The sequence below is a fragment of the Amycolatopsis sp. NPDC023774 genome (genome assembly GCF_040639695.1).
Classification (GTDB): domain Bacteria; phylum Actinomycetota; class Actinomycetes; order Mycobacteriales; family Pseudonocardiaceae; genus Amycolatopsis.
In genome coordinates, this window is record NZ_JBFAAJ010000003.1 from 146,324 (window position 1) to 171,039 (window position 24,716).

Genomic DNA, 24,716 nt, shown 5'->3' on the forward strand with positions numbered 1-24,716 from the left:
CGGCCGCTCGACCAGGTCTTCCGGCGGCAACCTGCTCGTGATCAGTGTGCTGCCGCGGCCGCCTTCCGTCGTCTCGCAGCGGACCGCACGCCGGCCACGATCGCGCCGATGAACCCGAGGAGGAACACCGCCGCGCCACCTGCCGCCAGGTAACGGTCCGTGGTCAGGCCGGTGTCCTCAGTGGACGACCCCGGCAGGCCTGCATCGGTGAACGCCGTGGTGGGCCTGAGGCTCTCGGAGGCGAAGATACTGCCCGTCGCGACCACCACACCGTTCACCTTGGACAGGGGGATGGCGCCTGCACCGGGTGTGCTGACGTAGAAGCGCGAGTCGTTGGAGTTGTCGCGCCTATCGCCGGCGACGAAGATCGTGCCCTGCGGCACGTGCGCGCTGAAGGGCATCGCCGCCGCGGCGGGCGACACCTTCGCGTCGAGGTAGGGCTCGGTGATCGGTTTGCCGTTGACCTCGATCCGGTGGCCGGGGTCGCAGCAGCGCACCCGATCGCCACCGACGGCGATGACGCGCTTGAGGAGCCGGCCGGGTGGCAGGCCGGGCAGCGCGTCGGCCTGGAACACGACCAGGTCGCCCCGGTGGATCTCCCGGCCATCGCCCCAGCTGTAGACCACGGTGGTACCGGGCGGAATGGTGCCGGCCATCGAGCCACCCGAAACGGCCACCATGCGGTAGCCGAGCACCTTCACCACACCGATCGCGCCGGCCACGGCGCCGACGACGGCGAGCACCAGGAAGATCGCCAGCAGCGGCGAGAACCGTCGCTTGACCTGCACCGGAGCGGGCGGCGGCGGAAAGTCGGGATCGGTCACGCTGATCTATCGCGGGCGTTGTGCGAGCGTTACCCGGTTCGTGGCGCGTACATGATCACCGCGACACCGGCGAGGCACAGCAGCGCGCCGAGCACGTCGAACCGGTCGGGCCGGTAGCCGTCGGCCACCATGCCCCACGCCAGCGAGCCGGCGACGAAAACCCCGCCGTACGCGGCGAGAATGCGGCCGAAGTGCGCGTCAGGCTGCAGTGTGGCGACGAATCCGTAGAGCCCGAGCGCCACAATCCCCCCACCGATCCACGCCCAGCCGCGGTGCTCGCGCACGCCCTGCCAGATCAGCCACGCGCCGCCGATCTCCAGCACCGCGGCGGCGACGAACAGCAGGATCGACCGCAGAACCGTCACGAACCGACTCCGAAGTCGCCGAAGCCGATCGTCGGGTTCAGCGACGTCCACATGGGATTGACCGCGAACGCGACCGCGCCGGCGAGCGCGATCAGGCAGGTGAGCCCGCCGAGCAGGGCACCCGCGCGCGCCAGGTCGCCGCCGAGCTCGCGCCCGGTCAACCCCAGCACGATCGCCAGCACACCGGCGAGCAGCGCGACGAAGAACAACGCACCCAGCACGAGCAGGAACACCTGTCCGACCAGCGCGTACGCCGGCATCATCAGGAACTTCGGCCGCACCAGCAGCCACGCGATCCACGTCGACACCGCCAGCATGAAGCTCACCGCGGCGATCGCGATCGACGCGACGGCCAGGCCCCGCCGGGGTCGCCCCTCGTTGTCCGGTTCGGTCATCGCCCAGTCATAGCAGCCGGGCCCGGATTTCGTCGGACGTTCGCGCAAGCTTCACCGCCATGGAGTTCGACGAGGTCGCCCACGACCTGGCGACCGCGCTGCGTTCCGCCGCCGGCGCCGAAGAAGCCGTGCTGCAGGTACGCGCCACCGGCGGCTCGCTGGCGGTCGACGCCTGGACGCCCACCCGCAAGTGGCTGCGGATCAGCGGAGGCAGTCTGCGGAGCCTCTTCGACGCGCCCGCCGGCACGTACGAGCTGCGGCTGCGTCCCGACGGCAGGTACACCTTCGCCGCGGGCGGCGCGCTTTCCCCGATCGCCGACGGGCTGGCTCGTGTTCGACGAGAACTTCCGCTACCCGGGCCACCCCCGGCCGGGCCTGCTCCGTGCGGCCGCCGCCGCGCCCACCCGAGCGCCGACGGACCCGGCCGTGCTCGGCGAGGTCACGCGACTGGTCGAGGAGTTCGCGGCGCACTACACGCGGATCAAGGGCCAGGCGCCGCCGTGGCCCGCAGGGCGCACGGAGGTGGAGATCGCGGCCGCGAGGAGCGGATCGGCGCGCGGCTGCCCGAAGACCTGCGCGCTCTATCGCATGACCGACGGCGATCCCGCGCGGGTCGGCCTGCTCGGCCTGTACTCCTGCAACGACATTGACCAGGTCGTCGCCGACCACGCCGAAGGCCTGCCGGGTTCCTACGGCCGGGAGGACTCCGTGTCCGACACCGGCGTGGTGTTCGAGCCGCTGCCGTTCGGCCACGTGAAACGCTTGTCCCGCAACGACTGGTGGGTCACCTTCGGCAGCGACCGCGCGATGAACTTCCTCTTCACCGACCTCGACCCCGCGCCGGCCGGGTCGTGCAGTACGGCCGCGACATCCGCGGCCCGCTGCGCTACGTCGCGCCGTCGGTCACGGCGATGCTCACCGAGGTCGTCAGCGGCCCCGGCATCGAGCATCTCGGCGCGCACGACCGCGCCGATCAGCCGCTCGTGCAACAGCTCTACCTCAACGACGCGGACACCGTGGACCTTGCCGCGTTGCACGGCTTTCCGGCCCTCAAAGAGGTGAGCGTCAATCGCGCTGCCCGCATCACCGGCGGCCTGGCCCACCTGCCGGCGCTGGAGACCCCGTCCTCGGAAACGGGCGAAGTCGACGTGGACGCCTTCGCCGGGCACCGCCGGTGGCGCCTGGAGCTGAAAGTCCTCAAGCACCCTGTGGATCTGGCCCAGCTCGCCGCCCTGCCGAGCCTGGTGCACCTGGACGTCAGCGGCGTCGAGACGACCGGCCTGGAGAGTGGCTCGGCGACCTGCCGCACCTGCGGGTGCCCGGCCTCTCCTGAGCCCAGCTCGACCACCTGCTCACCTCGGGCGCGCCGCTCCCCGGCTCGCCGCCCTGCACGTCGAACGCCCCACGTCCCTGGCCGGGGCCGTTGCCGTCTGGAGCCGGTTTTCCCCGAGCGCGAAGCACCTTGGCACGTCGAATCCAGCAGCAACGTATAGACCGTTATACATCCACCGAAACAGAACAGGCCATCCCGCTGCGAGCGGAATGGCCTGTTCCCCGGAAGAAAGCTCAGACGGTGAACCCGAGCGCACGCAGCTGCTCGCGGCCGTCGTCGGTGATCTTCTCCGGGCCCCACGGCGGCATCCAGACCCAGTTGATCCGGAAGTCGCTCACGAGGCCGCCGGAGGTCAGCGCCGCGGACGTCTGGTCTTCGATCACGTCGGTGAGCGGGCAGGCCGCCGACGTGAGCGTCATGTCCAGCGTCGCCGAGTTGTCCTTCTCCACGCGGATGTCGTACACCAGGCCGAGGTCGACGACGTTGATCCCGAGCTCGGGGTCCACGACGTCGCGCATCGCCTCTTCGATGTCCTCGATCTTGGCGACGTCGGCGGGCACCGACGAAGCGGCCTGCTCCGGCAGGTCCGCGGCGGTGCGCCCTTCACGGTGCTCCTGGGTCTTCGCCTCCGGGGCCACGGTCTCTTCGCTCATGCCTTCTCAGCTCCTGTGGTGGTGCGGGCCACGGCGTCCTTGAACGCCATCCAACCGAGGAGGGCGCACTTCACGCGAGCCGGGTACTTGGCGACGCCGGCGAACGCGATGCCGTCCTCCAGCACGTCCTCGTCGGGCTCGATCTTGCCCTTGCCCTGCATCAGTTCCACGAAGGCGTCCATGGTGGTGAACGCCTCCTCCACGGTGTGGCCGGTGACGAGGTCCGTGAGCACCGACGTGGAGGCCTGGCTGATCGAACAGCCCTGCCCCTCGTAGGAGACCTGCTCGACCTTGCCGTCCGCGAGCTTCACGCGCAGCGTCACCTCGTCGCCGCAGGTCGGGTTGACCTGGAACGACTCGGCGTCGTACGGGTCGCTCAAGCCACGCCCGTGCGGGTTCTTGTAGTGGTCCAGGATGATCTCCTGGTACATGCTCTCGAGGTTCATCACGCGACCCCGAAGAACTTCTGCGCCTCGCGGATCCCGTCGACGAGGGCGTCCACTTCGGACAGTGTGTTGTAGAGGTAGAACGTGGCGCGCACGGTGGCCTGCGCCGAGCACGCCCGGTGCAGCGGCCACGCGCAGTGGTGGCCCACGCGCACGGCGATGCCCAGGCTGTCGAGCACCTGGCCGGCGTCGTGCGGGTGCACGCCGTCGATCACGAACGACACCGCACCGCCGCGGTCGGCCATGTCGGTCGGCCCGATGATGCGCACGCCGTCGATGGCGCCGATCCCGGCGAGCGCGTGCTCGGTCAGCAGGTGCTCGTGGGCCGCGATGCGCTCCATGCCGATCGCCGAGAGGTAGTCGACAGCCGCGCCGAGGCTGATGGCCTGCGACGTCATCGGCACGCCGGCCTCGAACCGCTGCGGCGGCGGGGCGAACGTGGAGCCCTCCATGCGGACCAGCTCGATCATCGACCCGCCCGTGAGGAACGGCGGCATCGCCTCGAGCAGCTCGCTGCGCCCGTAGAGCACGCCGATGCCGGACGGCGCCAGCATCTTGTGCCCGGAGAACGCCGCGAAGTCCACACCCAGCGCCCGGAAGTCGACGTTGCCCTGGCCGTACACCCCGTGGGGCACCGACTGGCAAGCGTCGAGCACGGTCAGCGCACCGACCGATTTCGCCTTGGCCACGAGCACGTCGACCGGGTTGATCGTGCCGAGCACGTTGGACTGGTGCGCGAAGGCGACCAGCTTGGTGCGCGGCGTGATCAGCTCGTCGATCTCCGACAGGTCGAGCCGGCCGTCGGGCGTCACCTTGAACCACTTCAGCGTGGCCCCGGTGCGCTGGCAGAGCTGCTGCCAGGGCACGAGGTTCGCGTGGTGCTCCATCTCGGTGATCACGATCTCGTCGCCCGGGCCGACCTTGAACCGCTCGGCCTGGCGGCCGGCCGTGCTCGCGTTGCTCATCGCGTACGCCACGAGATTGATGCCCTCGGTGGCGTTCTTGGTGAACACGAGCTCCTCCGGGGAGGCACCGACGAACTCCGCGATCCGCGCGCGAGCGGACTCGTAGGCGTCGGTGGCCTCCTCGGCGAGCTGGTGCGCACCGCGGTGCACGGCGGCGTTGGAGGTCTCGAGGAACTTGCGTTCGGCGTCCAAGACCTGGACGGGCCGTTGCGAGGTCGCGCCGGAGTCCAGGTACACCAAGGGTTTCCCGTCGCGCACGGTGCGGGACAGGATCGGGAAGTCGGCACGCAGTGCCGCCACGTCAAGGGGAACAGAGTTGGTCGGGCTGTTCGAAGCCGTGGTGGTCATCGAGCCAACTCCTCTCGGTGTAGTCGGGAACTTCGGTGGTGCCAAAACTCAGAGTGCGGCGGGCTCGGCCTTGCCCACGTATTTCACGTAGCCGTTCTCCTCCAGCTCGTCGGCGAGCGCCTTGCCACCGGACTCGACGATGCGCCCGTCGGCGAAGACGTGCACGAAGTCCGGGGTGATGTGCCGGAGGATGCGGGTGTAGTGCGTGATCAGCATGACGCCGACCTCGCTCGAAGCCTTGTACTGGTTGACACCCTCGGAAACCACGCGCAGCGCGTCGACGTCGAGCCCGGAGTCGGTCTCGTCGAGGATGGCGATCTTCGGCTTGAGCAGCGCCAGCTGAAGGATCTCGTGGCGCTTCTTCTCGCCACCGGAGAAGCCCTCGTTCACGGAGCGCTCGGCGAACTCCTGCGAGATCTCGAGCTTGCCCATTTCCTCCTTGACCTCCTTGACCCAGTGGCGCAGCTTGGGAGCCTCGCCACGGACCGCAGTGGCCGCGGTGCGGAGGAAGTTGGACATCGAGACGCCGGGCACCTCGACGGGGTACTGCATCGCCAGGAACAGGCCGGCGCGGGCGCGCTCGTCCACGCTCATCTCGAGCACGTTCTCGCCGTCCAGCAGCACCTCACCGGAGGTCACCTGGTACTTCGGGTGGCCGGCGATGGCGTAGGACAGGGTCGACTTGCCGGAGCCGTTGGGGCCCATGATCGCGTGGGTCTCGCCCGACTTGATCGTCAGGTTCACGCCCTTGAGGATCTCCTTGGCGCCTTCGTCGGTGTTGACCGAGGCGTGCAGGTCCTTGATTTCCAGGGTAGCCATTCTTCGTTTCCTAAAGTCTGCGGTGGACGGGGTCAGGCGCCAACGGCTTCGAGCTCGGCCTCGATCGCGGCTTCGAGGCGCTCGCGCACCTCGGGCACGTCGATCTTCACCAGGATCTCGTGGAAGAACCCGCGCACGACCAGCCGCCGCGCCGCCTCCTCCGCGATGCCGCGCGACTGGAGGTAGAACAACTGCTCGTCGTCGAACCTTCCCGTCGCGCTCGCGTGGCCGGCGCCTTCGATCTCGCCGGTCTCGATCTCCAGGTTCGGCACGGAGTCCGCGCGCGCCCCGGGCGTGAGCACCAGGTTGCGGTTGAACTCGTAGGTGTCAGTGGCCTCGGCCGCGGCGCGGATCAGCACGTCGCCGATCCATACCGTGTGCGCGCCCTCGCCCTGCAGCGCGCCCTTGTAGCCCACTCGCGACTTGCAGTTCGGCACCGCGTGGTCGACGAAGAGGCGGTGCTCCTGGTGCTGGCCGCCGTCCGCGAAGTAGACGCCGAGCATGTCGACGTCGCCGCCCTTGTCGGCGAAGGTCGCCGTCGGCGAGACGCGGACCAGGTCACCGCCCAGGGTGATCACGGTGTGCCGCAGCGCGGCGTCGCGGCCCAGCTTGAGGTGCTGCTCGGAGACGTGCACCGCGTCGTCGGCCCAGTCCTGGACGCTGACCACGGTGACCTTGGCGCCGTCGCCGATGACGAACTCGACATTGTCGGCGTAGGTGCCGGAGCCGACGTGGTCGAGCACGACGACGGCTTCGGCAAACGCCTCGGCGCGGACCTGCAGGTGCCCGTAGGCGACCAAACCCTCACCCGGGCCGTGGATGCGCAGCACGGACGGCTTCGACGCCTTCGTCTCCTTGGGCACCGTCACGACGGTCGCCTTCTGGAACGAGGAGTACGCCTGCGCTGCGATGCGGTCGCTCGGCACGCCGGCCTGGCCCAGCCGCGAGTCGTCGCGGCCGACGGTCTCGATGGTCAGCTCGGGCGCGGCGTCGGCCTCCAGCGTGATCTCGCCGGAGGCGACGGCCGTGCCGTCGTGCAGACCGCGCAGGCGCTTCATCGGGGTGAAGCGCCAGTTCTCCTCACGACCGCCCGGGACCTCGAAGGCCTCGACGTCGTAGGAGGTGAAGCGCTCCGCGCGGGAAGCGGCCGGAATGACCGCTCCCTCGCGCAGCGCCTCGGAAACGTTGTTCTCGGTAACCGACATGACTAGCCGACGGACCCTTCCATCTGAAGCTCGATCAGGCGGTTCAGCTCGAGCGCGTACTCCATCGGCAGCTCACGCGCGATGGGCTCCACGAACCCGCGCACGATCATCGCCATCGCCTCGGCCTCGTCGAGACCGCGCGACATCAGGTAGAACAGCTGCTCTTCGCTGACCTTGGACACCGTGGCCTCGTGGCCCATGGACACCTCGTCGTTGCGGATGTCCACGTACGGGTAGGTGTCCGAGCGCGAGATCGTGTCGACCAGCAGGGCGTCGCAGACCACGCTGGAGCGCGAGTGGTGCGCGCGCTTGGCGACGCGGACCAGACCGCGGTAGGACGTCCGGCCACCGCCGCGCGCCACCGACTTCGACACGATGGTCGAGGAGGTGTGCGGCGCGAGGTGCTCCATCTTGGCGCCCGCGTCCTGGTGCTGGCCCTCGCCCGCGAACGCGACCGAGAGGACCTCGCCCTTGGCGTGCTCGCCCATGAGGAAGACCGACGGGTACTTCATGGTCACCTTGGAACCGATGTTGCCGTCGATCCATTCCATGGTCGCGCCCTCTTCGCACTTGGCGCGCTTGGTGACCAGGTTGTAGACGTTGTTCGACCAGTTCTGGATCGTCGTGTAGCGGCAGCGGCCGCCCTTCTTCACGATGATCTCCACGACCGCCGAGTGCAGCGAGTCGGACTGGTAGATCGGCGCGGTGCAACCCTCGACGTAGTGCACGTAGGCGTCTTCGTCGACGATGATGAGCGTGCGCTCGAACTGGCCCATGTTCTCGGTGTTGATCCGGAAGTAGGCCTGCAGCGGGATGTCCACCTTCACGCCCTTGGGCACGTAGATGAACGAACCGCCGGACCACACCGCCGTGTTCAGCGCGGAGAACTTGTTGTCACCGGCCGGGATCACGGAGCCGAAGTGCTCCTGGAAGATCTCCGGGTGCTCCTTGAGCGCGGTGTCGGTGTCCAGGAACAGCACGCCCTGGGCCTCCAGGTCCTCGCGGATCTGGTGGTAGACGACCTCGGACTCGTACTGCGCGGCGACACCGGCGACGAGGCGCTGCTTCTCCGCCTCGGGGATGCCCAGCTTGTCGTAGGTGTTCTTGATGTCCTCGGGAAGTTCTTCCCAGCTGGCCGCCTGCTTCTCCGTGGAGCGCACGAAGTACTTGATGTTGTCGAAGTCGATCCCGGAGAGGTCGGCTCCCCAGTTCGGCATGGGCTTCAGCTCGAAAAGCTTGAGCGCCTTCAAGCGGGCTTCGCGCATCCACTCCGGCTCGGACTTCTTCGAGGAGATGTCGGAGACGACGTCCTCGTTCAGCCCACGGCGGGCGGTCGAGCCCGCCTCGTCGGAGTCGGCCCAGCCGAACGCGTACTTGCCAAGGGACTCGATGGTCTCTTCCTGGCTCAGTGGCGCGGTGGTGGGAGTGCGCTGCTCGGCAGCGGCAGTCATGCGGGTTTCCCTCCATTCGGGATCCGTGCTGTACGCCCCTGGGACGCCCGCGCCGGCTGCGTCGCCGCAGCCGTCCCGGTCGCCCCGGAGGGCCTGGTGCTGTCCGGCTCGGGAAGGGCCGGGGTACCCGACGTTCCGACGGGTACGTGTGTGGTGCACGCGTTGTCGCCGCGTGCGATCGTCGCCAGCCGCTGCACATGGGTGCCGAGCAGCCGGGCGAACGCTTCGGTCTCGGCCTCGCACAGCTGCGGGAACTCCGCGGCGACGTGCGCGACCGGGCAGTGGTGCTGGCACAGCTGTGCCCCGACATTTTGACCGGGGCCGGCGGGGACCCCGACCTGCCGGGTCGACGCAGCGTAGCCCTCCCTGGTCAGGGCCGTGGCCAGGGCCTCGGCGCGCTCCACGGGATCACTGGAACCGGTGATGGCGGAGCGGTGCGGGCCCACCAGCGCGTCGACGCGGCTCTCGGCGAAGGCGCGCACGGCCTCGGGACCGGCGTGCTCGGCGAGGAACCGGATGGCCGACACCGCGAGGTCGTCGTACGCGTGCCCGAAGCGGGCGCGGCCCGGTTCGGTGAGCAGGAAGAACTTGGCCGGGCGCCCGCGCCCGCGAGGACCGCGCCGCGGCGCGTCACGCGTCTCGGCCTCGCCGTCGGCCACCAGTGCGTCGAGGTGCCTGCGGACGGCCGTGGGGCTGATGCCGAGCTGCTCCGCGACCACCACGGCGGTCATCGGGCCCTGCTCGAGAAGCAGGCGCGCCACCTCGTGGCGAGTGCGTCCTTCGGCCGCGCTGACCGGGCTGACCTGCACAGGAACGCCGACGTCCGCGGTGCGTGGCTGATCGCCGCGCTCCTCGCAGACCCCTCCCTCAAGCGTCCCGTTCTTTTTCACAACACAAGTGTGTCTTATTTCCGGCGCAGGAGCAAAGGCGGGGTGTCCGGCAGTGACCCGAGTCACTGTCGACGGGACTCGATACCCTTCCTGACGTGGCAGTCGGCGAGCAACCCGTGCAGCGGGACCCGGAAGTGGGCACACCCGGCGACACGGCGACGGCCGTGGCGCCCCCTTCGCCCGTCCTCCCGCACGAGCCGCAGCCGCTCGACCGGGCCGAACACCGCGGCCTCGACATCGTCCGGCGTTTCGGGACGGTCGGCTCGCTGTTCCTCGCGCTCGGCTCGCTCGGCGCCGGCGCCGCGCCCGTGATCAACCCGGTGCAGGACCTGCCGGTACTGCGCCTGTTCACCCGCATCCCCACGGTCTCGCTCGCCATCGCGTTCTCCGGCATGGGCATCCTCGTGCTGAGCTGGCTCATGCTCGGCCGCTTCGCCCGGCCCGCGAGCGCCCGCCTGGCCAGTCAAGGCCAGATGGCGCGCACGATCGCGATGTGGGTGGCACCGCTGCTGCTCATCCCCCCGCTGTTCTCCCGGGACGTCTACAGCTACCTCGCGCAGAGCGAGATCGTGCACCGCGGGATGGACCCGTACACGCTGGGCCCGGCCCAGGCGCTCGGCGTGGCCGACCCGCTCACCGCGGGCGTGGCCAACATGTGGCGCGAGACTCCCGCGCCGTACGGGCCGCTGCTGCTGCGCCTGGGCGGCTGGCTCGCGCCGATCGGCGGCACCAACATCGTGACGGGCGTGCTGCTGCAGCGCGGCCTGGCGCTGGTCGGCGTGGTCCTCATCGTGTGGGCCGTGCCGCGGCTGGCGCGCCGCTTCGGCGTGCAACCGGTGACGGCGCTGTGGCTGGGCGCCGCCAACCCGTTGCTGATCTTCCACTTCATCGCCGGCGCCCACAACGACGCGCTGGCCATCGGGCTGATGGTCGCCGGGCTCGAGGTCGGCATCCGGCGGCTGCCGGTGCGCATCAAGGGCGACTCGCCGCCGCCGCTGGCCAGGGGCGAGCTGCTGTGCATCGGGCTCGGTGTCGCGATCATCACCCTCGGGGCGGCGGTCAAGGTGCCCGCCCTGCTCGCGTTGCCGTTCTTCGCCGTGATGGTGGCGCGGCGCTGGCACGGGCGGATCAAGGACCTGGTGTGGGCGGGCGTGCCGATGGCGGTGCTGTTCGGCGTGGTGCTCGTGGCCGTCTGTTACGGCACCGGCCTGGGCTTCGGCTGGATCGGCGCGCTCGGCACCCCTGGCCTCGTGCGCTCCTGGATCTCCCCCACCGCCGAGCTCGCGAACCTCACCGGGGTGCTCGGCATCGCACTGGGCCTCGGCAACCACACCGACGCGCTGGTGCCCATCATCGGCGCGCTCGGCTACCTGGTGACGGCGCTCGTCACCCTCAAGTTCCTGTGGGCCAGCTTCAAGTGGCGCTACCGGCCCATCATCGGGCTCGGGGTGGCGCTCGGCGCCGCGATGATCCTGCAGATCAACCTGCAGCCGTGGTACGTGCTGTGGGCCGTGATCCCCCTGGCCGCGGCGGCGGGCACTTCGCGGTTCCGCGTGGCCGCGACCGTGATCAGCGCCGGGCTGCCGTTCCTGCTGCCGCCGACCGGGAGCACGTTCGACGGCCACGCCTACATCCTGCCGTGGGCCTACGGCGCGGCGGTGCTCGTGACGCTCGGCGGGCTCGCGTGGGTGTACCGGCTTTCGCCGCTCCTGCTCTCCAGGACGTCCCCGGAACGGCCCGCCGTGGTGGACGTCGTATCGTAATTGGTTGTGGACAACCCCGCGGTCGAGATCACCGGCCTGGTGAAAAGCTACGGCTCCACCACCGCGGTCGACGGGCTCGACCTGCGGATGGAGCGTGGCTGCCTGCTGGCCTTGCTCGGGCCCAACGGCGCGGGCAAGACGACCACGGTGGAGATCTGCGAGGGGTTTCGCAAGCCTGACGCCGGAAACGTCCGGGTCCTCGGCCTCGATCCCGTGAAGAACAGCGCCCGGCTGCGCCCGCGTGTCGGCATCATGCCGCAGGGCGGCGGCGCCTACCCCGGTGTGCACGCCGCGGAGATGCTGGGTCTCGTCGCGTCGTGCGCGGCGAATCCGCTCGACCCCGCGTGGCTGCTCGACGTGCTCGGGCTGGCCGGGGCGAAGCGCACCCCGTTCAAACGTCTCTCCGGCGGGCAGCAGCAACGGCTTTCGCTGGCGTGCGCGCTCGTCGGGCGGCCCGAGCTGGTGTTTCTCGACGAGCCGACCGCGGGCATGGACCCGCAGGCGCGGCGCCTGGTGTGGGAGCTGCTGGCCGCGCTGCGCCGCGACGGCGTCAGCGTGCTGCTCACCACCCACCTCATGGAGGAAGCGGAAGCGCTCGCCGACCAGGTCGTGATCGTGGACCACGGCAAGGTCGTGGTCCAGGGCTCGCCCCACGCGTTGACGCTGGAAGCGGGCGACTCCGCGCAGCTGCGGTTCCGCGCGCGCACGCGGCTGGACCTGTCGCTGCTCACGGCGGCGTTGCCGGAGGGTTATCGCGTGACCGAGTCCTCGCCCGGTTCGTACCTCGTGGAAGGCGCGGTGGATCCGCAGGTGGTGTCGACCGTCACGTCGTGGTGTGCGCAACAGGGCGTGCTGCCCGAACAGCTGCAGGTGGGGCGGCGCACGCTGGAAGAGGTTTTCCTCGAGCTGACCGGACGGGAGCTGCGAGCGTGAGCACGACGTTCCCGGAAGGCACTTTCACCCCCGCGCCGGGCCGCGGGCCGCTGGGCCGGATGTTGCGCACGCACGCGCGCGTCGAGGCCGCTTTGACGCTGCGCCACGGCGAACAGCTGCTGCTCACACTGATCATCCCGCTCGCGCTGCTCATCGGCCTGAGCCTGCTCGACATCCTGCCCGCGAGCCAGCTCGGCGCCACGTCCAAAGTGGACTGGATCACGCCGCGGATCCTCGCGCTGGCCGTGATGTCGTCGGCGTTCACGGGACAGGCCATCGCGCTCGGCTTCGACCGGCGCTACGGCGTGCTCAAGCGGCTTTCGGCCACCGCGCTCCCCCGCTGGCTCCTCGTGGCCGGGCGCGTGGTCGCGGCGCTGGTGGTGGTCGTGCTGCAGTCGCTCGTGATCGGCGTGGTGGCGGCGTTCCTGGGCTGGTCGCCCTCGGGTGCCGGGATCGCGTCGGCGATCGTGCTGCTGGTGCTGGGCACGGCCGCGTTCGGCGCCCTGGGCGTGCTGCTCGGCGGCGCCCTGCGGGCCGAAGCGGTGCTGGCCCTGGCCAACATCGTGTGGTTCGTGCTGCTGCTCGCCGGCGGGATCCTGCTGGCGCCTTCGGCTTTGCCGACGGGCCTCGGCGTGGTCGTCTCGCTGCTGCCCTCGGGCGCGCTCGCGGAAGGCATGCGCGCCGCGCTGGTGGACGGTCACTTCGCCGTCGGGCCGATGGCGGTGCTCGCCGTATGGGCGATCGTGGCCGGACTTGTCGCGACACGGACCACAAAACTCACCTGAGTGCGGCGTGAAACGGGTGTGAGAAAAGCGTCGCCGTGCATGCGGCGGGAAAGCGCGGAATTGCGCGCGAGTACGATTCCCCTGTGCCTCTTCGCAGTTTGATCGCCCGCCTGCCCTATCCCTCCGCCGCGGTCCAGCGGGCCGTCGGGATCGCCGCCGTGGTGGCGCAGGGCGGCATCGGCGTCACGGGGTCCGTGGTGCGGGTGACGGGTTCGGGCCTCGGCTGCCCGACGTGGCCGCAGTGCGTGCCCGGCAGTCTCGTGCCGGTGCAGCACCCCGGAATCCACGCAGTCAACCAGTGGATCGAGTTCTCGAACCGCATGTTGACGGGCGCGGTCATCGTCGTGGCGGCCTTGGCGGTGCTCACGGCGTGGCGCATCCTCATCGACCACCCGAGCCGCAAACGCCTGCTGGTGCTGGCGTGGACGATGCCGGGCGGCGTCGTGCTGCAGGCCGTGCTCGGGGGCATCACCGTGCTGGCGAAGCTGGAATGGTGGACGGTCGCGATCCACTTCCTCGCGTCCACGCCGTTGATCTGGCTGGCCGTGCTGCTGCTGCGCGCGTTCCGCGAAGGCGACGAACCGGCGCGCCCGATCGTGCCGCCACTGGGCCGCAAGGTGCTGGTGCTGCTGACGGTGCTCATGTGGGCCGTCCTCATCGCCGGCACGACCGTCACCGGCGCCGGCCCCCACGGCGGCGACATCCACACCCACCGCCTCGACGCCCCCATCGAGAAGCTCGCCCAGGTCCACAGCGGACTCCTGATCGTCTACCTCGTGGTCCTCGCGGTGTTCGGCCTGCAACTGCTGCGTGTGGGCGCGCCGAAGAGCGTGTGGCAGCGCTACGCGTGGGTCTGGGCGGTGGCGCTCGCGCAGGGCGTGCTGGGGACGGTGCAGTACGCGCTCGGCGTGCCCGAGGCGATGGTGTCGTTCCACGTGCTCGGCTCGGCCCTGGTCATCGTCGTCACCGCCACACTGTGGACCGGCACCCGCGACCGCGGCCCGGTGGTGTCGCTGGAACCGGCGCCTCCGGCGGACCGCGAACTCACGCCGGCGGGCTGACGCCCCGGACGGCCACACCTTCGTAACTCTCCGTCGGCTCGCCGTCGGCGCAGCGGACAGAAGGGGCACCTACCCTTCGGCTCGGAACCGCCATCCGAAGCGCCGCGAGGTGACGCTCATGACGTCCGTCCCGTCGAGCACCGTGAAGCCGTTGATCTCCGGACGCCGGAGGCCGGCGGAGATGGTCGTGCTCAAGACTTTCCTGCTGGTGCCGTTCGTGGCGCTGGTCGCCGCCGTTCCGCTGCTGTGGGGCTGGGGCCTCAGCTGGGTCGACGCGGCGCTGTTCGTGGTCTTCTACACGTTCGGCACGCTCGGGGTGACCGTCGGGTACCACCGCTACTTCACGCACGGCGCGTTCAAGGCGCCGCGCGCGCTGCGGATCGCGCTGGCCGTGTCGGGGAGCATGGCGGTGCAGGGCTCGGTGATCTTCTGGGTCGCGAGCCACCGCCGCCACCACGCGTTCGCCGACCGCGAGGGCGACCCGCACTCGCCGTGGCTGTTCGGCACCTCGCCGGCGGCGCTGCTGCGCGGGTTCTGGCACGCGCACATGGGCTGGATGTTCAAGCGCGAGGTGACCAACGCCGACCGCTTCGCCCCGGACCTCGTCGGCGACCGCGACCTGCGCCTGGTGAACCGCTTCTTCGCGCTGTGGATCGCGCTCAGCGTCGCCCTGCCGGCCGCGCTGGGCGGGCTGATCACGTGGTCGTGGTGGGGCGCCCTCACGGCGTTCTTCTGGGCCGGTCTGGTGCGCATTGCGTTGCTGCACCACGTGACCTGGTCGGTGAACTCCGTGTGCCACCTGATCGGCGAACGCCCCTTCGCCAGCCGCGACAAGGCCGCCAACTTCTGGCCGCTCGCGATCCTGTCCATGGGCGAGTCGTGGCACAACTCCCACCACGCAGACCCGACCTGCGCCCGCCACGGCGTGCTGCGCGGCCAGGTCGACGTGTCGGCGCGCGTGATCTGGCTGTTCGAACGATTCGGCTGGGCCACCGACGTGCGGTGGCCCCGAGCCGATCGCCTCGCCGCCAAGCGAAAGCAGCCTGAACCGGCTCAGCACTGAGAGCGGCGCCGGCGGCGAGGTACACCGGGGCTCAGCTCGCGATGAACGCGTCCGCGAAGGTGCGCAGCGTGTCGGCGTCGAGCGCGTTCCCGAAGCCGACGATCAGCTCGTCGACCCCGGCGTCCCGGTAGCCGTCGAGCCGCTCGCGGATCGTGTCGACGGTGCCGACGAGCCCGTACTCGGCCAGGTCGCCGGGGAACACCAGCGGCGCCCACGGCGGTACGGCGGCGCGGGCTTCCTCGTCGGTGTCGGCGATGATGCAGTACGTCGTCGATGTCTTGGTGATCGCCGAGAAGTCGCGTCCCGCCGTCTCGCAGTGGCGAGCGAGGATCCCGTACTTGCGGCGTACCTCCTCGGGTGGTTCCTGCACGTTGCAGAGATCGCCGTACAGCGCGACCAGGCGGAGCGTCACTTTCTCCCCGCCCCCGGCGATCATCACGGGCGGGTGCGGGAGCTGGACACCCGTCGGCGAGTTCACCGCGGCGTCGGTGGTGAAGTACCGGCCGGCGAAGGTCACGGGCTTCCCGGTCCACAGTTCCTTGATGATCTGCAGCGCCTCTTCCAGCCGCCGGAGGCGTTCTCCCGCGCCGGGGAAGTCGTAGCCGAACGCCCGGTACTCGTCTTCGTACCAGCCGGCTCCGATGCCGAAGGTCAGCCGTCCGCCGGAGACGACGTCGAGGTTCGAGGCCATCTTCGCCAGGAGAGCAGGATTGCGGTAGCCGTTGCCGGTGACGAGCTGACCGAGCCGGGCGGTGCCGGTCTCGCGCGCCAGCGCCGCCAGCGTGGTCCACGCTTCGAACACGTACGAACCCGAAGGGCCGAACGGGATGAAATGGTCCGGGGCCCAGATGGTCGCGAAGCCGGATGCGTCGGCGACCTGGGCCAGCTCGAGAACCTTGTCGAAGGCGGCGACCGGGTTCGTGTGACCGGCGAACTCGTGGGTCGTCCCGGTGGGCAGGTAGTAGCTGATTTTCATGGTCTCTTGGACCGCCGACGCCCCGTGAAGGAATCGCCGCTCGGTGGCCGTCCTGGACGACGCCCGCCGGACCGATTCCTTTTCGGCCCGGGCCGGGTCCAACTCCCCATGACGAGGCAAACCCCGCGGCGGCTGGTGCTCAGCACCCTCGTGTCGCTCAACGGCGTGATCAGCGAGCCGCTCAAGTGGGCAGGGCCCTATTTCGGCCCGGGCAGCGCGGCCGCGGCACTGGCCGCGCTGCGTGACCACGAGGCCATGCTGATGGGCAAGCGGACCTACGACATCTTCTCCCGGCAATGGCCCGCGACGCCGGGCGAGTACGCCGCGCACCTCAACGCCATGCGCAAATACGTGTTCTCCTCCTCCCTGCGGCAACCGGCATGGACGAACACCGTGGTGATCGGCGACGATGTCGTCGATGCCGTCGCCGCGCTGAAGCGGGAAGCAGGTGGGGACTTGATCGTCTACGGTCACGGCCGGTTCGGGCAGACGCTGACCGCGGCCGGGCTGGTCGACGAGCTGGCCCTGACCGTCGTGCCCGTCATCGTCCCCGACGGCGACACCTTCTCCCGCCCCGGCGGGACGGGCAGCACGTGGGAGCTCGTCAGCGCGGAGCCCGGAGCCGATCCGGGCCTGGTGTCGTTGCGCTACCGACCGGCGCGGGGCTGACGGACTTGTCGGACACGTGGGACGAACTGGAGAGTTTCCGGCCGGAGCTGGTGGCACTGTGCTACCGGATGACGGGCTCGGTGCACGAAGCCGAAGACCTCGTGCAGGAGACCTGCCTGCGGGCCTGGCGCAGCCGCGACGCGTTCGAGGGCCGTTCCGCGGTCCGGACCTGGCTGTATCGGATCGCCATGAACGTGTGCCTGACGGCGTTGCGGGGCAAGGGGCGCCGGGTGCTGCCGGCCGGCCTCGGGGTCCCCGGCGAGGATCCCGACGTTCCGGTGGCGGCGGCCGACGTCCTGTGGCTCGATCCGTTGCCCGCGGACCCCGCCCACATCGCCGAACAACGGTCGACGCTGCGGCTGGCGCTGGTGGCGGGTCTGCAGTACCTGCCTCCGCGCCAGCGTGCCGCGTTCATGCTGAGGGAAGTGCTGGCGATGCCTGCGTCGGAGATCGCCGAGGTCCTCGGCACGAGCGTGCCCGCCGTCAAGAGCGCGCTGCAGCGCGCCCGCGCTCGGCTCGACGAACTGGCGCCGACGCCGGAGGCCCTTGTCGAGCCGGACTCGGTCGAGGCGCGACGCGTCCTGGACTCCTACATCACGGCCTTCGAAACCGCCGACATCGCGGCGCTGACGCGGCTGCTGCGCGACGATGCGACCCTCGAGGTCGTCCCGTCGGGTCTTTCGCTGTCCGGGAAACGGCTGTGCGTGCCGTTCCTCGCGGAGCACGTGCTCACCGAGCCTGATCTGTACCGGATGTTCCCGACCGTCGCCAACGGACAGCCGGCCGCGGCGGCCTACCACCGCGACCACACCGCCGCGCCCTTCCGGCCGTTCGGGCTGGCGTTGCTGACCACCGACGCCACGCATCTGGTGTCGATCACCACGTTCCTCGACCCGGCTCTGGTCGGCGCCGCGGGCTTCCCCGAGGACCCCACGCAGGTCCCGTGACGGCAGTGGCGGTACGCGGCCGGCACGTGATCACTGAACCGCGCCGGTCCGGTATCCGCCGGGGGTGGTCGCGTACTCCCGCCGGAACGCCTTGGCGAAGGCGAACGCGGAGCCGTATCCGACCGCTGAGGCGACCTGCGCGAGGGTCTTGTCGGTGCTGCGGAGCAACCGGGCCGCGGTGGCCATCCGCCACCGCGTGAGGTAGGTCAGCGGCGGTTCGCCGACCACCTCGGTGAACCGGCGGGCGAACGCCGCCCGAGACAGGCCGGCGACGTCGGCGAGCTGCCCGACCGTCCACGCGTGAGCCGGCTCGGCGTGCACGGCCGCGAGCACCCGGGCGGTGGGCGGATCGGTCAAAGCCGCCGACCAGCTGGTCGTGGCGGCGGATTCGTGCAGCCACGCTCGCAGCAGGTACACCAGCAACGCGTCCACCAGCGACGGCGCGACGACGGCGGCACCCGGCGGAGCGTCGCGCAACTCCGTGTCCAGGAGCTCCACCATCGCGCGCAACCCCGGATTCCTGCCCCGCAGCGTGGAAAGGTGCACGACTTCGGGCAGGTCCCGCAGCAGCGGGTGCGGCCGGCTGCGCACGAGCTTGTAGGCGCCGCACACGATCGTCGCCCGGGCACCGGGTCCGGGTAGCTCAAACCGTCCGAAGGGGGCTCCCGCGGCGGCGCGGACCGGCGTGAAAGCCGTGAGGGGCGTGTCCGGAGCGGAGCCCATCGCGTGCTCGGCGCCGCGGCCGAGCAGCACCGCGTCGCCGGGGCCCAGTTCCACGGGGGCGAAATCGCCGTCGGAGAGCGGAGTCAGCCGGCAGGTGCCCTCGAGCACTACGTGGAACGCGGCACCCACGACGTGGTCGAAGCGCAGCCCCCACGGTGAGTGCACCTCGGTCAGCGCGGCGACCGGGTGGCCCACCCGCATCGCGGTCAGGATGTCCGCAAGCACGTCCACACCGAAACTCTACCGCGTCGCGACGATCAGACAAAGGTTTGCGCGTTTCGGCCATTACCTGTCTCGCCTACGAGGCCCTACGTTTTATCGGAGACAGGCTGAAAGGAGCCGGAGATGACCGCGAAGACAGTGTGGGTGGAAGGCGCCACGGGCAAGGCGGGCAAGCGCGTGGCGCAGGCGCTCACCGCTGCCGGGCTCGATGTGCGCGCAGCCGGCCGCCACCCGAGCGCAGCACCGGGCCACGGCACGCCCACCCTTTTCGTCTGGTCGGACAGGTCCACTTGGGACACTTCGGTCGCCGACGCGGACGCCTTGTTCCTCAAGGGTCTCGACGTACGCGACGACGCGGCGAGCATGATCTCGAACCTGATCGCCACCGCGACGCGAGCGCAGCACGTGGTACTCATGTCGGCCTACGGCGTCGACAAAGGTCCCGCCGCGGGCAACCGCGCACGGGTCGAGCAGGCGGTACGGGAATCGGGCCGCGACTGGACCATTCTGCGCCCCAACTGGCTGATGCAGAACTTCGACGAAGACGAGGCCGTCTACGCGAGGGCGATCCGTGAGGATGACGAACTGTACGCAGGCAGCGGCGGCCACCTCGTGAGTTTCGTCGACGCCAGGGACGTGGCCGACGCGGCCGTCGCGGTCCTGATGAGCGACGGCCACCACGGCCGGGCCTACGACCTCACCGGCCCGGAGTCGCTGACCTTCGCCGAGGTCGCCGAGGCGCTCGCGAAAGCGTCGGGGCGTCCCGTCCGGCACGTCGACGCCGACCTGGAGCAGCACCGCGCCCACTTTGCCCGCTCAGGCCGGCCGGACGCCTGGATCGACCACATGATGCACCTGTTCGTCCTCGTCCGCGCGGACGTTTCCGCCGGCGTGACCGACCACGTCGAACAGCTGACCGGCCACGCGCCCCGCACCCTCGCCGACTACGCCCAGGAGAACTTCGCACCGGCCTAAGCCGCGAGCAGGCGCAGCAGGCGCGCGGTCTCCTCTTCGACGGCCGCGCGCCCGAGCCGCACGTACTTGCGCGGGTCGACGACGTCCGGCCGCTCGTCGAGGAACGCCTTGAGCGAGCGGGTGAACAGGCCGTTGAGGTGCGTCGAGATGTTGATCTTCGTCATCCCGCTCTCGACGGCGCCGCGCAGCTCGTCGTCGGACAGGCCGGACGAGCCGTGCAGCACCAGCGGCACCCCCACCGCGTCGCGCAGCCGCGAGACGAGCGCGCGATCGACGCTGGCCGTGCGCGACACCATGGCGTGCGACGTGCCGACGGCCACCGCCAGCGCGTCGACGCCCGTGGCCTTCACGAACGCGGCGGCCTCGGCCGGGTCGGTGCGGGCGCCGGGAGCGTGGACGCCGTCCTTGCCGCCGACCTCACCGAGCTCCGCTTCCACGGCGATGCCCGCCGCGTGGCACAGGTCGGCGATCTCGCGGGTGGTGCGCACGTTCTCGTCGTAGGACAGGCGGGACCCGTCGTACATGACGCTGTCCACACCGAGGTCGACGCCTTCGCGCACCAGGTCCTGGTCCTCGATGTGGTCCAGGTGCACGAGCACCTCGACCTTCGCCCGCTTGGCGATCTCCAGCGACGCGAGCGCGATCGGCGCCAGCCCGCGGTGGTAGCGCACGCAGTTCTCGCTGATCTGCAGGACGACCGGGGCGCCGGCCTGCTCGGCGCCGCTCGCGATGGCTTCGGCGTGTTCGAGCAGGATCACGTTGAACGCGCCGACCGCGGCGTTGCGCTCACGCGCCGACGCGAGGATCCGGGCGAGAGCCGGGCGGGTGATCATGCGGGTTCTCCGTTCGGTTCGAGAAAACGTCGGTAGGCATCGAGGTCGACCTCGCCCGCCACCGGGCGCAGCACGGCCGCCGCCCCGAGCGCGGCGGCGCGGCGAAGGGCTGGCGCGAGGGCAACGCCCTCGACGAGCGCTTGTGCCAGGCCGGCAGTCGCGGCGTCGCCGGCTCCAGTCGGATTTCCGGTGACGCCGGGGACGGCGGGGACTTCGATGACCTCGTCCGGTGCGTGCGCGGCAATCCCTTCGGCGCCACGCGAAACGACCACAAGCCCGGCGCCTCGCCGCTTCAGCTCGGCGGCGCCGGCGGTCTCGTCCACAGTGGACGTCGCGGCGAGCAGCTCCGCGAGGTTCGGCTTCACCACCTCGGCCCCGGCGTTCGCCGCGGCCAGGAGTGCGGGCCCGGAAACGTCGGCGAGCACCCGGACACCGGCTTCGTGCGCCGCCCGCACCCAGTCCCCGAGCAATTCCGCCCGCGCCCCACGCGGCAACGACCCGGAGACGACAATCAGGTCCGCGCCCGCCAGCCGCCGTCCGAGCACCTCCCCGAACGCGGTCCACTCGGCTTCGCTCGTCTCCGGCCCGGGCTCGGTGTAGACCGTCGGATGCCCCTGGCCCACGACGGTCACCGTCGTGCGCGTCTCCCCCGCGAACGGCGAGATTTCATGCGGCACAGTCAGTTCGCCCGCGACCCACCGCCCGGCCTCACCGCCGAGCGGCAGCAGGGCCAGCACCTCGACCCCCAGCCCGGCCAGCACCCGCGCGACGTTCAGCCCCTTGCCCCCGGGCCTGCGCTGAACCTCCAGCACCCGGTTCGTCTCGCCGGGCTCGTGCCGCGCCACGCGGTAGGTCACGTCCACCGCCGGATTCGGCGTGACCACGACGATCATCGGGCCGCTCCCGTAGCCGGCAGGTCTTGCGCCGGCAACATCGCGCCGCTCCCGGCCGCCACGCCGCACCAGGCGTGGTCCGGCTGCCCGGGCACACCGCGGTGGTCGGCTTCGGACGCCGGATCAAGCGCAACAGCCCGGATCATCGCGCCACTCCCGCGCCGGGCAAGTTCCGCACTGGCGACGGCTTGCTGCCGACCGCTGCCGCATCACCGCGGTGCCCGCGGTTCACCTCGCCGGGCAGGTTCCACACCGCGCGGGCGGTGCCTTCGGCCGCCGGAGCGCGCCCGCAGCGAGGGGGCCCCGCGCCGGCACGCCCCGCCGCGCTGCCTTGGTGCGCTCGCACGATCGCCGGCTCGCGGCGCACGCGGTCGGTGCCGTCCGCCGCCCGATCGGGCGCGACAACGCCGATCATCGCGCCACTCCCGAGGCCAGCAAGTCCTGCGCCAGCAACGTCGCACCGATCACGGCCGCCGCGTCGCCGTGGTGGGCGCGGACGAGAGAGGGCGCGCGGAGGATGCCGAGGCGGGTGGCGACCTCGTGGGTGAGCGGGTCGAGCAGCAGGGCGCCCGCCTCGGCCAGCCCGCCGCCGACCACGACGGTGGCGCAGCCCACGGCGGCCGTGGTCCAGGCGATGGACTCGGCGAGCACGCGGACGCACTCCCGCCATGCGGCCACGGCGGCACCGTCGCCACCGCGGACGCGTTCGGCGACGGTGAAGGCGTCGGGCGCGCCGGCGCGGCGCGCGAGGGCGGAGGCCGAGGCGACCTCCTCCACCCGGCCGCCGCCGGCCAAGAGCACCTGGCCGATTTCGCCGGCCCACGGGCTGTCGAGGACCCGGCCGTCGACCACGAGGGCGCCGGCCAGGCCGGTGCCGACAGCCGCGAACAGGACCGGCTCCGACGACCCGGCCGCGGCGCCCGTGCGGACCTCGGCGAGCGCGCCGGCCCGCACGTCCTGCCCGAACGCCAAGGGCACGTCCACCGAAGCGGATACGAGCTCCCGCACCGGAACGTCGCGCCAACCGAGGTTCACGGCCTGAACGCACAGCCCGGCGCGCTCGTCGACGATGCCGGGCACGACGAGGCCTACCGCGTCGACCGGGTACCACTCCGTGGCGCGGCGCACGAGCCCCGCCAGCGCCTGCGGGTCACCCGTCGGCGTGGGTTCGCGCCACCGCGCGAGCACCGCGCCGTCGTCGCCGGTGACGCGCGCCTTGACCGTGGTGCCGCCGACGTCGACACCGAGCACCGCCATCAGGTGAGGATGACCGAGCGCGTGAGCGAGCGCGGGTGGTCGGGGTCGAGCCCGCGGCGCACGGCCAACGCGACAGCGAACCGTTGCACCACGACCAAAGCCGCCATCGGGTCGAGGTCGTGGTGGACGAACGTCGCGCCCGTGCGGGCGATGTCGTCGGCCAGTCCCTCGGGCGTCTCGCCGAGCGACCACACGAGCCGGCCGGGCTGCGCGATCGCGATCGGGCCGTGGCGGTAGTCCATGGCGGGGTACGACTCCGCCCAGAACTGCGCGGCCTCGCGCGTCTTCAACGCGGCTTCGAAAGTGAGGCCCACGGCGGCGTCGCGGCCGATGAAGCTCACCTGCTCGGCTTCCAGCAGCTCGGTGATGGGCACCTGCAGCGCCTGCTCGGCCTGCGCCGCCAGCGCTGCGACGTCGTCGCCGAGCCCCGCACGCAGCAGCGCGAGCGTGGTCGTCGCGAACCGCGTCTGCACCACGGATTCCTCGTCGGCGAACGGAAGTTCGACGACCTCGTCGGCCACCGCGGCGGCCGGCGCGTCGCCGACGGCCGTGATCAGCACCGTGCGCTGCGAGTCGAGTGCGCCGAGCAGGTCGACGATCTCGGTCGTGGTGCCGGAGCGCGAGATCGCGACGACGCGGTCGTACTCGCGCTCGCGCGGGTACTCGGACCCGGCGAACGCGTCGGTCAGGCCGTGCCCGCGCTGCTCGCGCGCGACGGCGTAGCTCATGGCGATGAACCAGCTGGTGCCGCACCCGACGACGGCGACGCGTTCCCCCGGCTGCGGCAGCGCGCTCGCGACGGAGGGGAACAGCTCGGCCGCCGTGCGCCACATCTGCGGTTGGGACGCCAGCTCACGGGACACGAAGGAGTCGGACATGGAGACCTTTCGATCCGAGGGCGATCGACGTGATCGCAGACGTGAGCATAGACGATCATTCTTGATTGGAGTGAGCGATATACGTCATCTTCAATCATCCGGCTCAGCGGAGATGACCTCTAGGATGAGTCGGTCCTACCCCTCGACCTCGAACGCGAGCCGCCCGATGACACCCCAGCAACGCCTCAACGCCCTGCTCGAGCTGGTGAGCGAACGAGGGAACGTGACGATCACGGAGATCGGCGAAACGCTCGGCATCTCCCCCGCCACCGCCCGCCGCGACCTCTCGATCCTCGCCGACCAGCGCCTGATCACCCGCACCCACGGCGGCGCGGCTGCCCTCGGCGCCGGCTACGAGCTGCCGCTCCAGTACAAGATCGCACGCCAGGCCGAGGCCAAGACCGCGATCGCCCGCACCGCCGCCGAGCTGGTCCGGCCCGGCGAGACGGTGGGGATCAACGGCGGCACCACGACCACCGAGGTCGCCCGGGCGCTCGGCAAGAGCGAGCGCTTCATCCGCGCCGACGGCGAAACCGGCCTGACCATCGTCACCAACGCCCTGAACATCGGTTACGAGCTGTCGGTGCGCGCGCACGTGAAGATCGTGGTCACCGGCGGCGTGGCCCGGCGCCAGTCCTACGAACTGGTCGGCTCACTCGTGTCCAACGCGCTCGCGGCGTTCGCCCTCGACACCGTGATCCTCGGCGTCGACGGGCTGAGCGCGCAGTACGGCGCGACCACCCTGCACGAGGGAGAAGCCGAGGTCAGCCGGCATTTCAGCCAGGTCGCGCGGCGCGTGATCGTGGTCGCCGACGCCACGAAGCTGATGAAGTCCACCTTCGCCCGCATCTGCCGCCTCGCGGAGATCGACGTGCTGGTCACGGACGCCGAAGTGCCGGCTTCGTTCGCCGCCGAGCTGGCGGCCGCGTCGGTCGAGCTCGTGGTCGCGGGCTGACCGGCCCCGAGCCGATCCCGGGCCGGCCGCGCCCCGCGTAACGGTTCGCGCACGCGTCTGAGCAGACTTGTCATCGCGTGTTGTGCATT

The 24,716-nt window shown here is 70.9% G+C and carries 27 protein-coding genes; 10 read left to right on the forward strand and 17 right to left on the reverse strand.

Features of this window, described 5'->3' with window-relative positions; genetic code table 11:
- Positions 1-41 precede the first annotated feature (41 nt).
- The 4 genes from lepB to AB0F91_RS10180 all read right to left on the reverse strand — a co-directional run bounded on the left by lepB (position 42) and on the right by AB0F91_RS10180 (position 2,408).
- Positions 42-824, reverse strand: a complete 783-nt coding sequence (lepB, locus tag AB0F91_RS10165; protein ID WP_360596502.1) for a signal peptidase I — start codon at positions 822-824, stop codon at positions 42-44.
- Positions 825-853: 29 nt separating this feature from the next.
- Entirely contained in the window at positions 854-1,189 is a 336-nt protein-coding gene (locus tag AB0F91_RS10170; RefSeq protein ID WP_360596504.1) for a YnfA family protein, read from the reverse strand.
- Complete coding sequence (locus AB0F91_RS10175) at positions 1,186-1,584, reverse strand: hypothetical protein (protein WP_360596506.1); 399 nt, start codon at positions 1,582-1,584, stop codon at positions 1,186-1,188. The genes AB0F91_RS10170 and AB0F91_RS10175 overlap by 4 nt, the downstream gene beginning before the upstream one ends.
- Positions 1,585-2,273: 689 nt before the next feature.
- A complete protein-coding gene (locus AB0F91_RS10180; protein ID WP_360596508.1) occupies positions 2,274-2,408 on the reverse strand; it encodes a hypothetical protein in 135 nt (44 codons plus the stop codon).
- 27 nt (positions 2,409-2,435) lie between these two features.
- On the opposite strand from AB0F91_RS10180, the gene AB0F91_RS10185 reads away from it, so the two are divergent.
- Positions 2,436-3,077, forward strand: a complete 642-nt coding sequence (locus AB0F91_RS10185; protein WP_360596510.1) for a hypothetical protein — start codon at positions 2,436-2,438, stop codon at positions 3,075-3,077.
- 73 nt (positions 3,078-3,150) lie between these two features.
- On the opposite strand, the gene AB0F91_RS10190 is transcribed toward AB0F91_RS10185, so the two are convergent.
- Genes AB0F91_RS10190 through AB0F91_RS10220 form a run of 7 tightly spaced genes read right to left on the reverse strand, consistent with a single transcriptional unit; the run spans position 3,151 to position 9,613 of the window.
- Positions 3,151-3,570: a metal-sulfur cluster assembly factor gene (locus tag AB0F91_RS10190; protein ID WP_360596513.1), complete on the reverse strand. Its 420-nt coding sequence runs from the start codon at positions 3,568-3,570 to the stop codon at positions 3,151-3,153.
- Positions 3,567-4,016, reverse strand: coding sequence for a Fe-S cluster assembly sulfur transfer protein SufU (gene sufU / locus AB0F91_RS10195; RefSeq protein WP_360596515.1), 450 nt, complete (start codon positions 4,014-4,016; stop codon positions 3,567-3,569). The genes AB0F91_RS10190 and sufU overlap by 4 nt, the downstream gene beginning before the upstream one ends.
- Complete coding sequence (locus tag AB0F91_RS10200; protein ID WP_360596517.1) at positions 4,016-5,329, reverse strand: cysteine desulfurase; 1,314 nt, start codon at positions 5,327-5,329, stop codon at positions 4,016-4,018. The genes sufU and AB0F91_RS10200 overlap by 1 nt, the downstream gene beginning before the upstream one ends.
- A 48-nt stretch (positions 5,330-5,377) precedes the next feature.
- Complete coding sequence (gene sufC, locus AB0F91_RS10205; protein ID WP_360596518.1) at positions 5,378-6,148, reverse strand: Fe-S cluster assembly ATPase SufC; 771 nt, start codon at positions 6,146-6,148, stop codon at positions 5,378-5,380.
- Between the two features lie 32 nt (positions 6,149-6,180).
- The gene (gene sufD, locus AB0F91_RS10210; RefSeq protein WP_360596520.1) at positions 6,181-7,353 is read right to left on the reverse strand and encodes a Fe-S cluster assembly protein SufD; all 1,173 of its coding nucleotides are present in this window, start codon (positions 7,351-7,353) and stop codon (positions 6,181-6,183) included.
- 2 nt (positions 7,354-7,355) lie between these two features.
- Positions 7,356-8,804: a Fe-S cluster assembly protein SufB gene (gene sufB, locus AB0F91_RS10215; RefSeq protein ID WP_360596522.1), complete on the reverse strand. Its 1,449-nt coding sequence runs from the start codon at positions 8,802-8,804 to the stop codon at positions 7,356-7,358.
- Positions 8,801-9,613 (reverse strand): metalloregulator ArsR/SmtB family transcription factor, encoded by an 813-nt coding sequence (locus AB0F91_RS10220; protein WP_360597069.1) that lies wholly within the window; start codon positions 9,611-9,613, stop codon positions 8,801-8,803. Before AB0F91_RS10220 ends, sufB begins: the two co-directional genes overlap by 4 nt.
- Before the next feature lie 245 nt (positions 9,614-9,858).
- Here AB0F91_RS10220 and mptB point away from each other — a divergent pair, with 245 nt between their 5' ends.
- The 5 genes from mptB (at position 9,859) to AB0F91_RS10245 (ending at position 15,299) form a co-directional block, all read left to right on the forward strand.
- Entirely contained in the window at positions 9,859-11,457 is a 1,599-nt protein-coding gene (gene mptB, locus AB0F91_RS10225; RefSeq protein ID WP_360597071.1) for a polyprenol phosphomannose-dependent alpha 1,6 mannosyltransferase MptB, read from the forward strand.
- Between the two features lie 6 nt (positions 11,458-11,463).
- Positions 11,464-12,390 (forward strand): ABC transporter ATP-binding protein, encoded by a 927-nt coding sequence (locus AB0F91_RS10230; protein ID WP_360596524.1) that lies wholly within the window; start codon positions 11,464-11,466, stop codon positions 12,388-12,390.
- 59 nt (positions 12,391-12,449) lie between these two features.
- Positions 12,450-13,175 (forward strand): ABC transporter permease, encoded by a 726-nt coding sequence (locus tag AB0F91_RS10235; protein ID WP_360597072.1) that lies wholly within the window; start codon positions 12,450-12,452, stop codon positions 13,173-13,175.
- A gap of 83 nt (positions 13,176-13,258) precedes the next feature.
- Positions 13,259-14,236: a COX15/CtaA family protein gene (locus AB0F91_RS10240; protein ID WP_360596526.1), complete on the forward strand. Its 978-nt coding sequence runs from the start codon at positions 13,259-13,261 to the stop codon at positions 14,234-14,236.
- A gap of 118 nt (positions 14,237-14,354) precedes the next feature.
- A complete protein-coding gene (locus AB0F91_RS10245; protein WP_360596527.1) occupies positions 14,355-15,299 on the forward strand; it encodes an acyl-CoA desaturase in 945 nt (314 codons plus the stop codon).
- Positions 15,300-15,330: 31 nt separating this feature from the next.
- Here AB0F91_RS10245 and AB0F91_RS10250 read toward each other — a convergent pair whose 3' ends face one another.
- Positions 15,331-16,275 carry an LLM class F420-dependent oxidoreductase gene (locus AB0F91_RS10250; protein ID WP_360596529.1) on the reverse strand — a complete coding sequence of 315 codons (945 nt, stop codon included), beginning with the start codon at positions 16,273-16,275 and terminating at the stop codon, positions 15,331-15,333.
- A gap of 108 nt (positions 16,276-16,383) precedes the next feature.
- On the opposite strand from AB0F91_RS10250, the gene AB0F91_RS10255 reads away from it, so the two are divergent.
- Complete coding sequence (locus tag AB0F91_RS10255; protein WP_360596531.1) at positions 16,384-16,944, forward strand: dihydrofolate reductase family protein; 561 nt, start codon at positions 16,384-16,386, stop codon at positions 16,942-16,944.
- Between the two features lie 5 nt (positions 16,945-16,949).
- Positions 16,950-17,891: an RNA polymerase subunit sigma-70 gene (locus tag AB0F91_RS10260; RefSeq protein ID WP_360596532.1), complete on the forward strand. Its 942-nt coding sequence runs from the start codon at positions 16,950-16,952 to the stop codon at positions 17,889-17,891.
- 30 nt (positions 17,892-17,921) lie between these two features.
- On the opposite strand, the gene AB0F91_RS10265 is transcribed toward AB0F91_RS10260, so the two are convergent.
- Positions 17,922-18,845 (reverse strand): AraC family transcriptional regulator, encoded by a 924-nt coding sequence (locus tag AB0F91_RS10265; protein WP_360596534.1) that lies wholly within the window; start codon positions 18,843-18,845, stop codon positions 17,922-17,924.
- A gap of 114 nt (positions 18,846-18,959) precedes the next feature.
- On the opposite strand from AB0F91_RS10265, the gene AB0F91_RS10270 reads away from it, so the two are divergent.
- A complete protein-coding gene (locus tag AB0F91_RS10270; RefSeq protein WP_360596536.1) occupies positions 18,960-19,811 on the forward strand; it encodes an NAD(P)H-binding protein in 852 nt (283 codons plus the stop codon).
- Here AB0F91_RS10270 and AB0F91_RS10275 read toward each other — a convergent pair.
- The 4 genes from AB0F91_RS10275 to AB0F91_RS10290 all read right to left on the reverse strand — a co-directional run bounded on the left by AB0F91_RS10275 (position 19,808) and on the right by AB0F91_RS10290 (position 23,672).
- Positions 19,808-20,644, reverse strand: coding sequence for a class II fructose-bisphosphate aldolase (locus AB0F91_RS10275; protein WP_360596538.1), 837 nt, complete (start codon positions 20,642-20,644; stop codon positions 19,808-19,810). The genes AB0F91_RS10270 and AB0F91_RS10275 overlap by 4 nt on opposite strands.
- Positions 20,641-21,537 (reverse strand): hexose kinase, encoded by an 897-nt coding sequence (locus AB0F91_RS10280; RefSeq protein WP_360596539.1) that lies wholly within the window; start codon positions 21,535-21,537, stop codon positions 20,641-20,643. Before AB0F91_RS10280 ends, AB0F91_RS10275 begins: the two co-directional genes overlap by 4 nt.
- 411 nt (positions 21,538-21,948) lie before the next feature.
- The gene (locus tag AB0F91_RS10285) at positions 21,949-22,794 is read right to left on the reverse strand and encodes an ROK family protein (protein WP_360596541.1); all 846 of its coding nucleotides are present in this window, start codon (positions 22,792-22,794) and stop codon (positions 21,949-21,951) included.
- The gene (locus tag AB0F91_RS10290; protein ID WP_360596543.1) at positions 22,794-23,672 is read right to left on the reverse strand and encodes a sugar isomerase; all 879 of its coding nucleotides are present in this window, start codon (positions 23,670-23,672) and stop codon (positions 22,794-22,796) included. The genes AB0F91_RS10285 and AB0F91_RS10290 overlap by 1 nt, the downstream gene beginning before the upstream one ends.
- A gap of 166 nt (positions 23,673-23,838) precedes the next feature.
- Here AB0F91_RS10290 and AB0F91_RS10295 point away from each other — a divergent pair, with 166 nt between their 5' ends.
- The gene (locus AB0F91_RS10295) at positions 23,839-24,627 is read left to right on the forward strand and encodes a DeoR/GlpR family DNA-binding transcription regulator (protein ID WP_360596544.1); all 789 of its coding nucleotides are present in this window, start codon (positions 23,839-23,841) and stop codon (positions 24,625-24,627) included.
- The last annotated feature ends 89 nt before the right edge of the window (positions 24,628-24,716 follow it).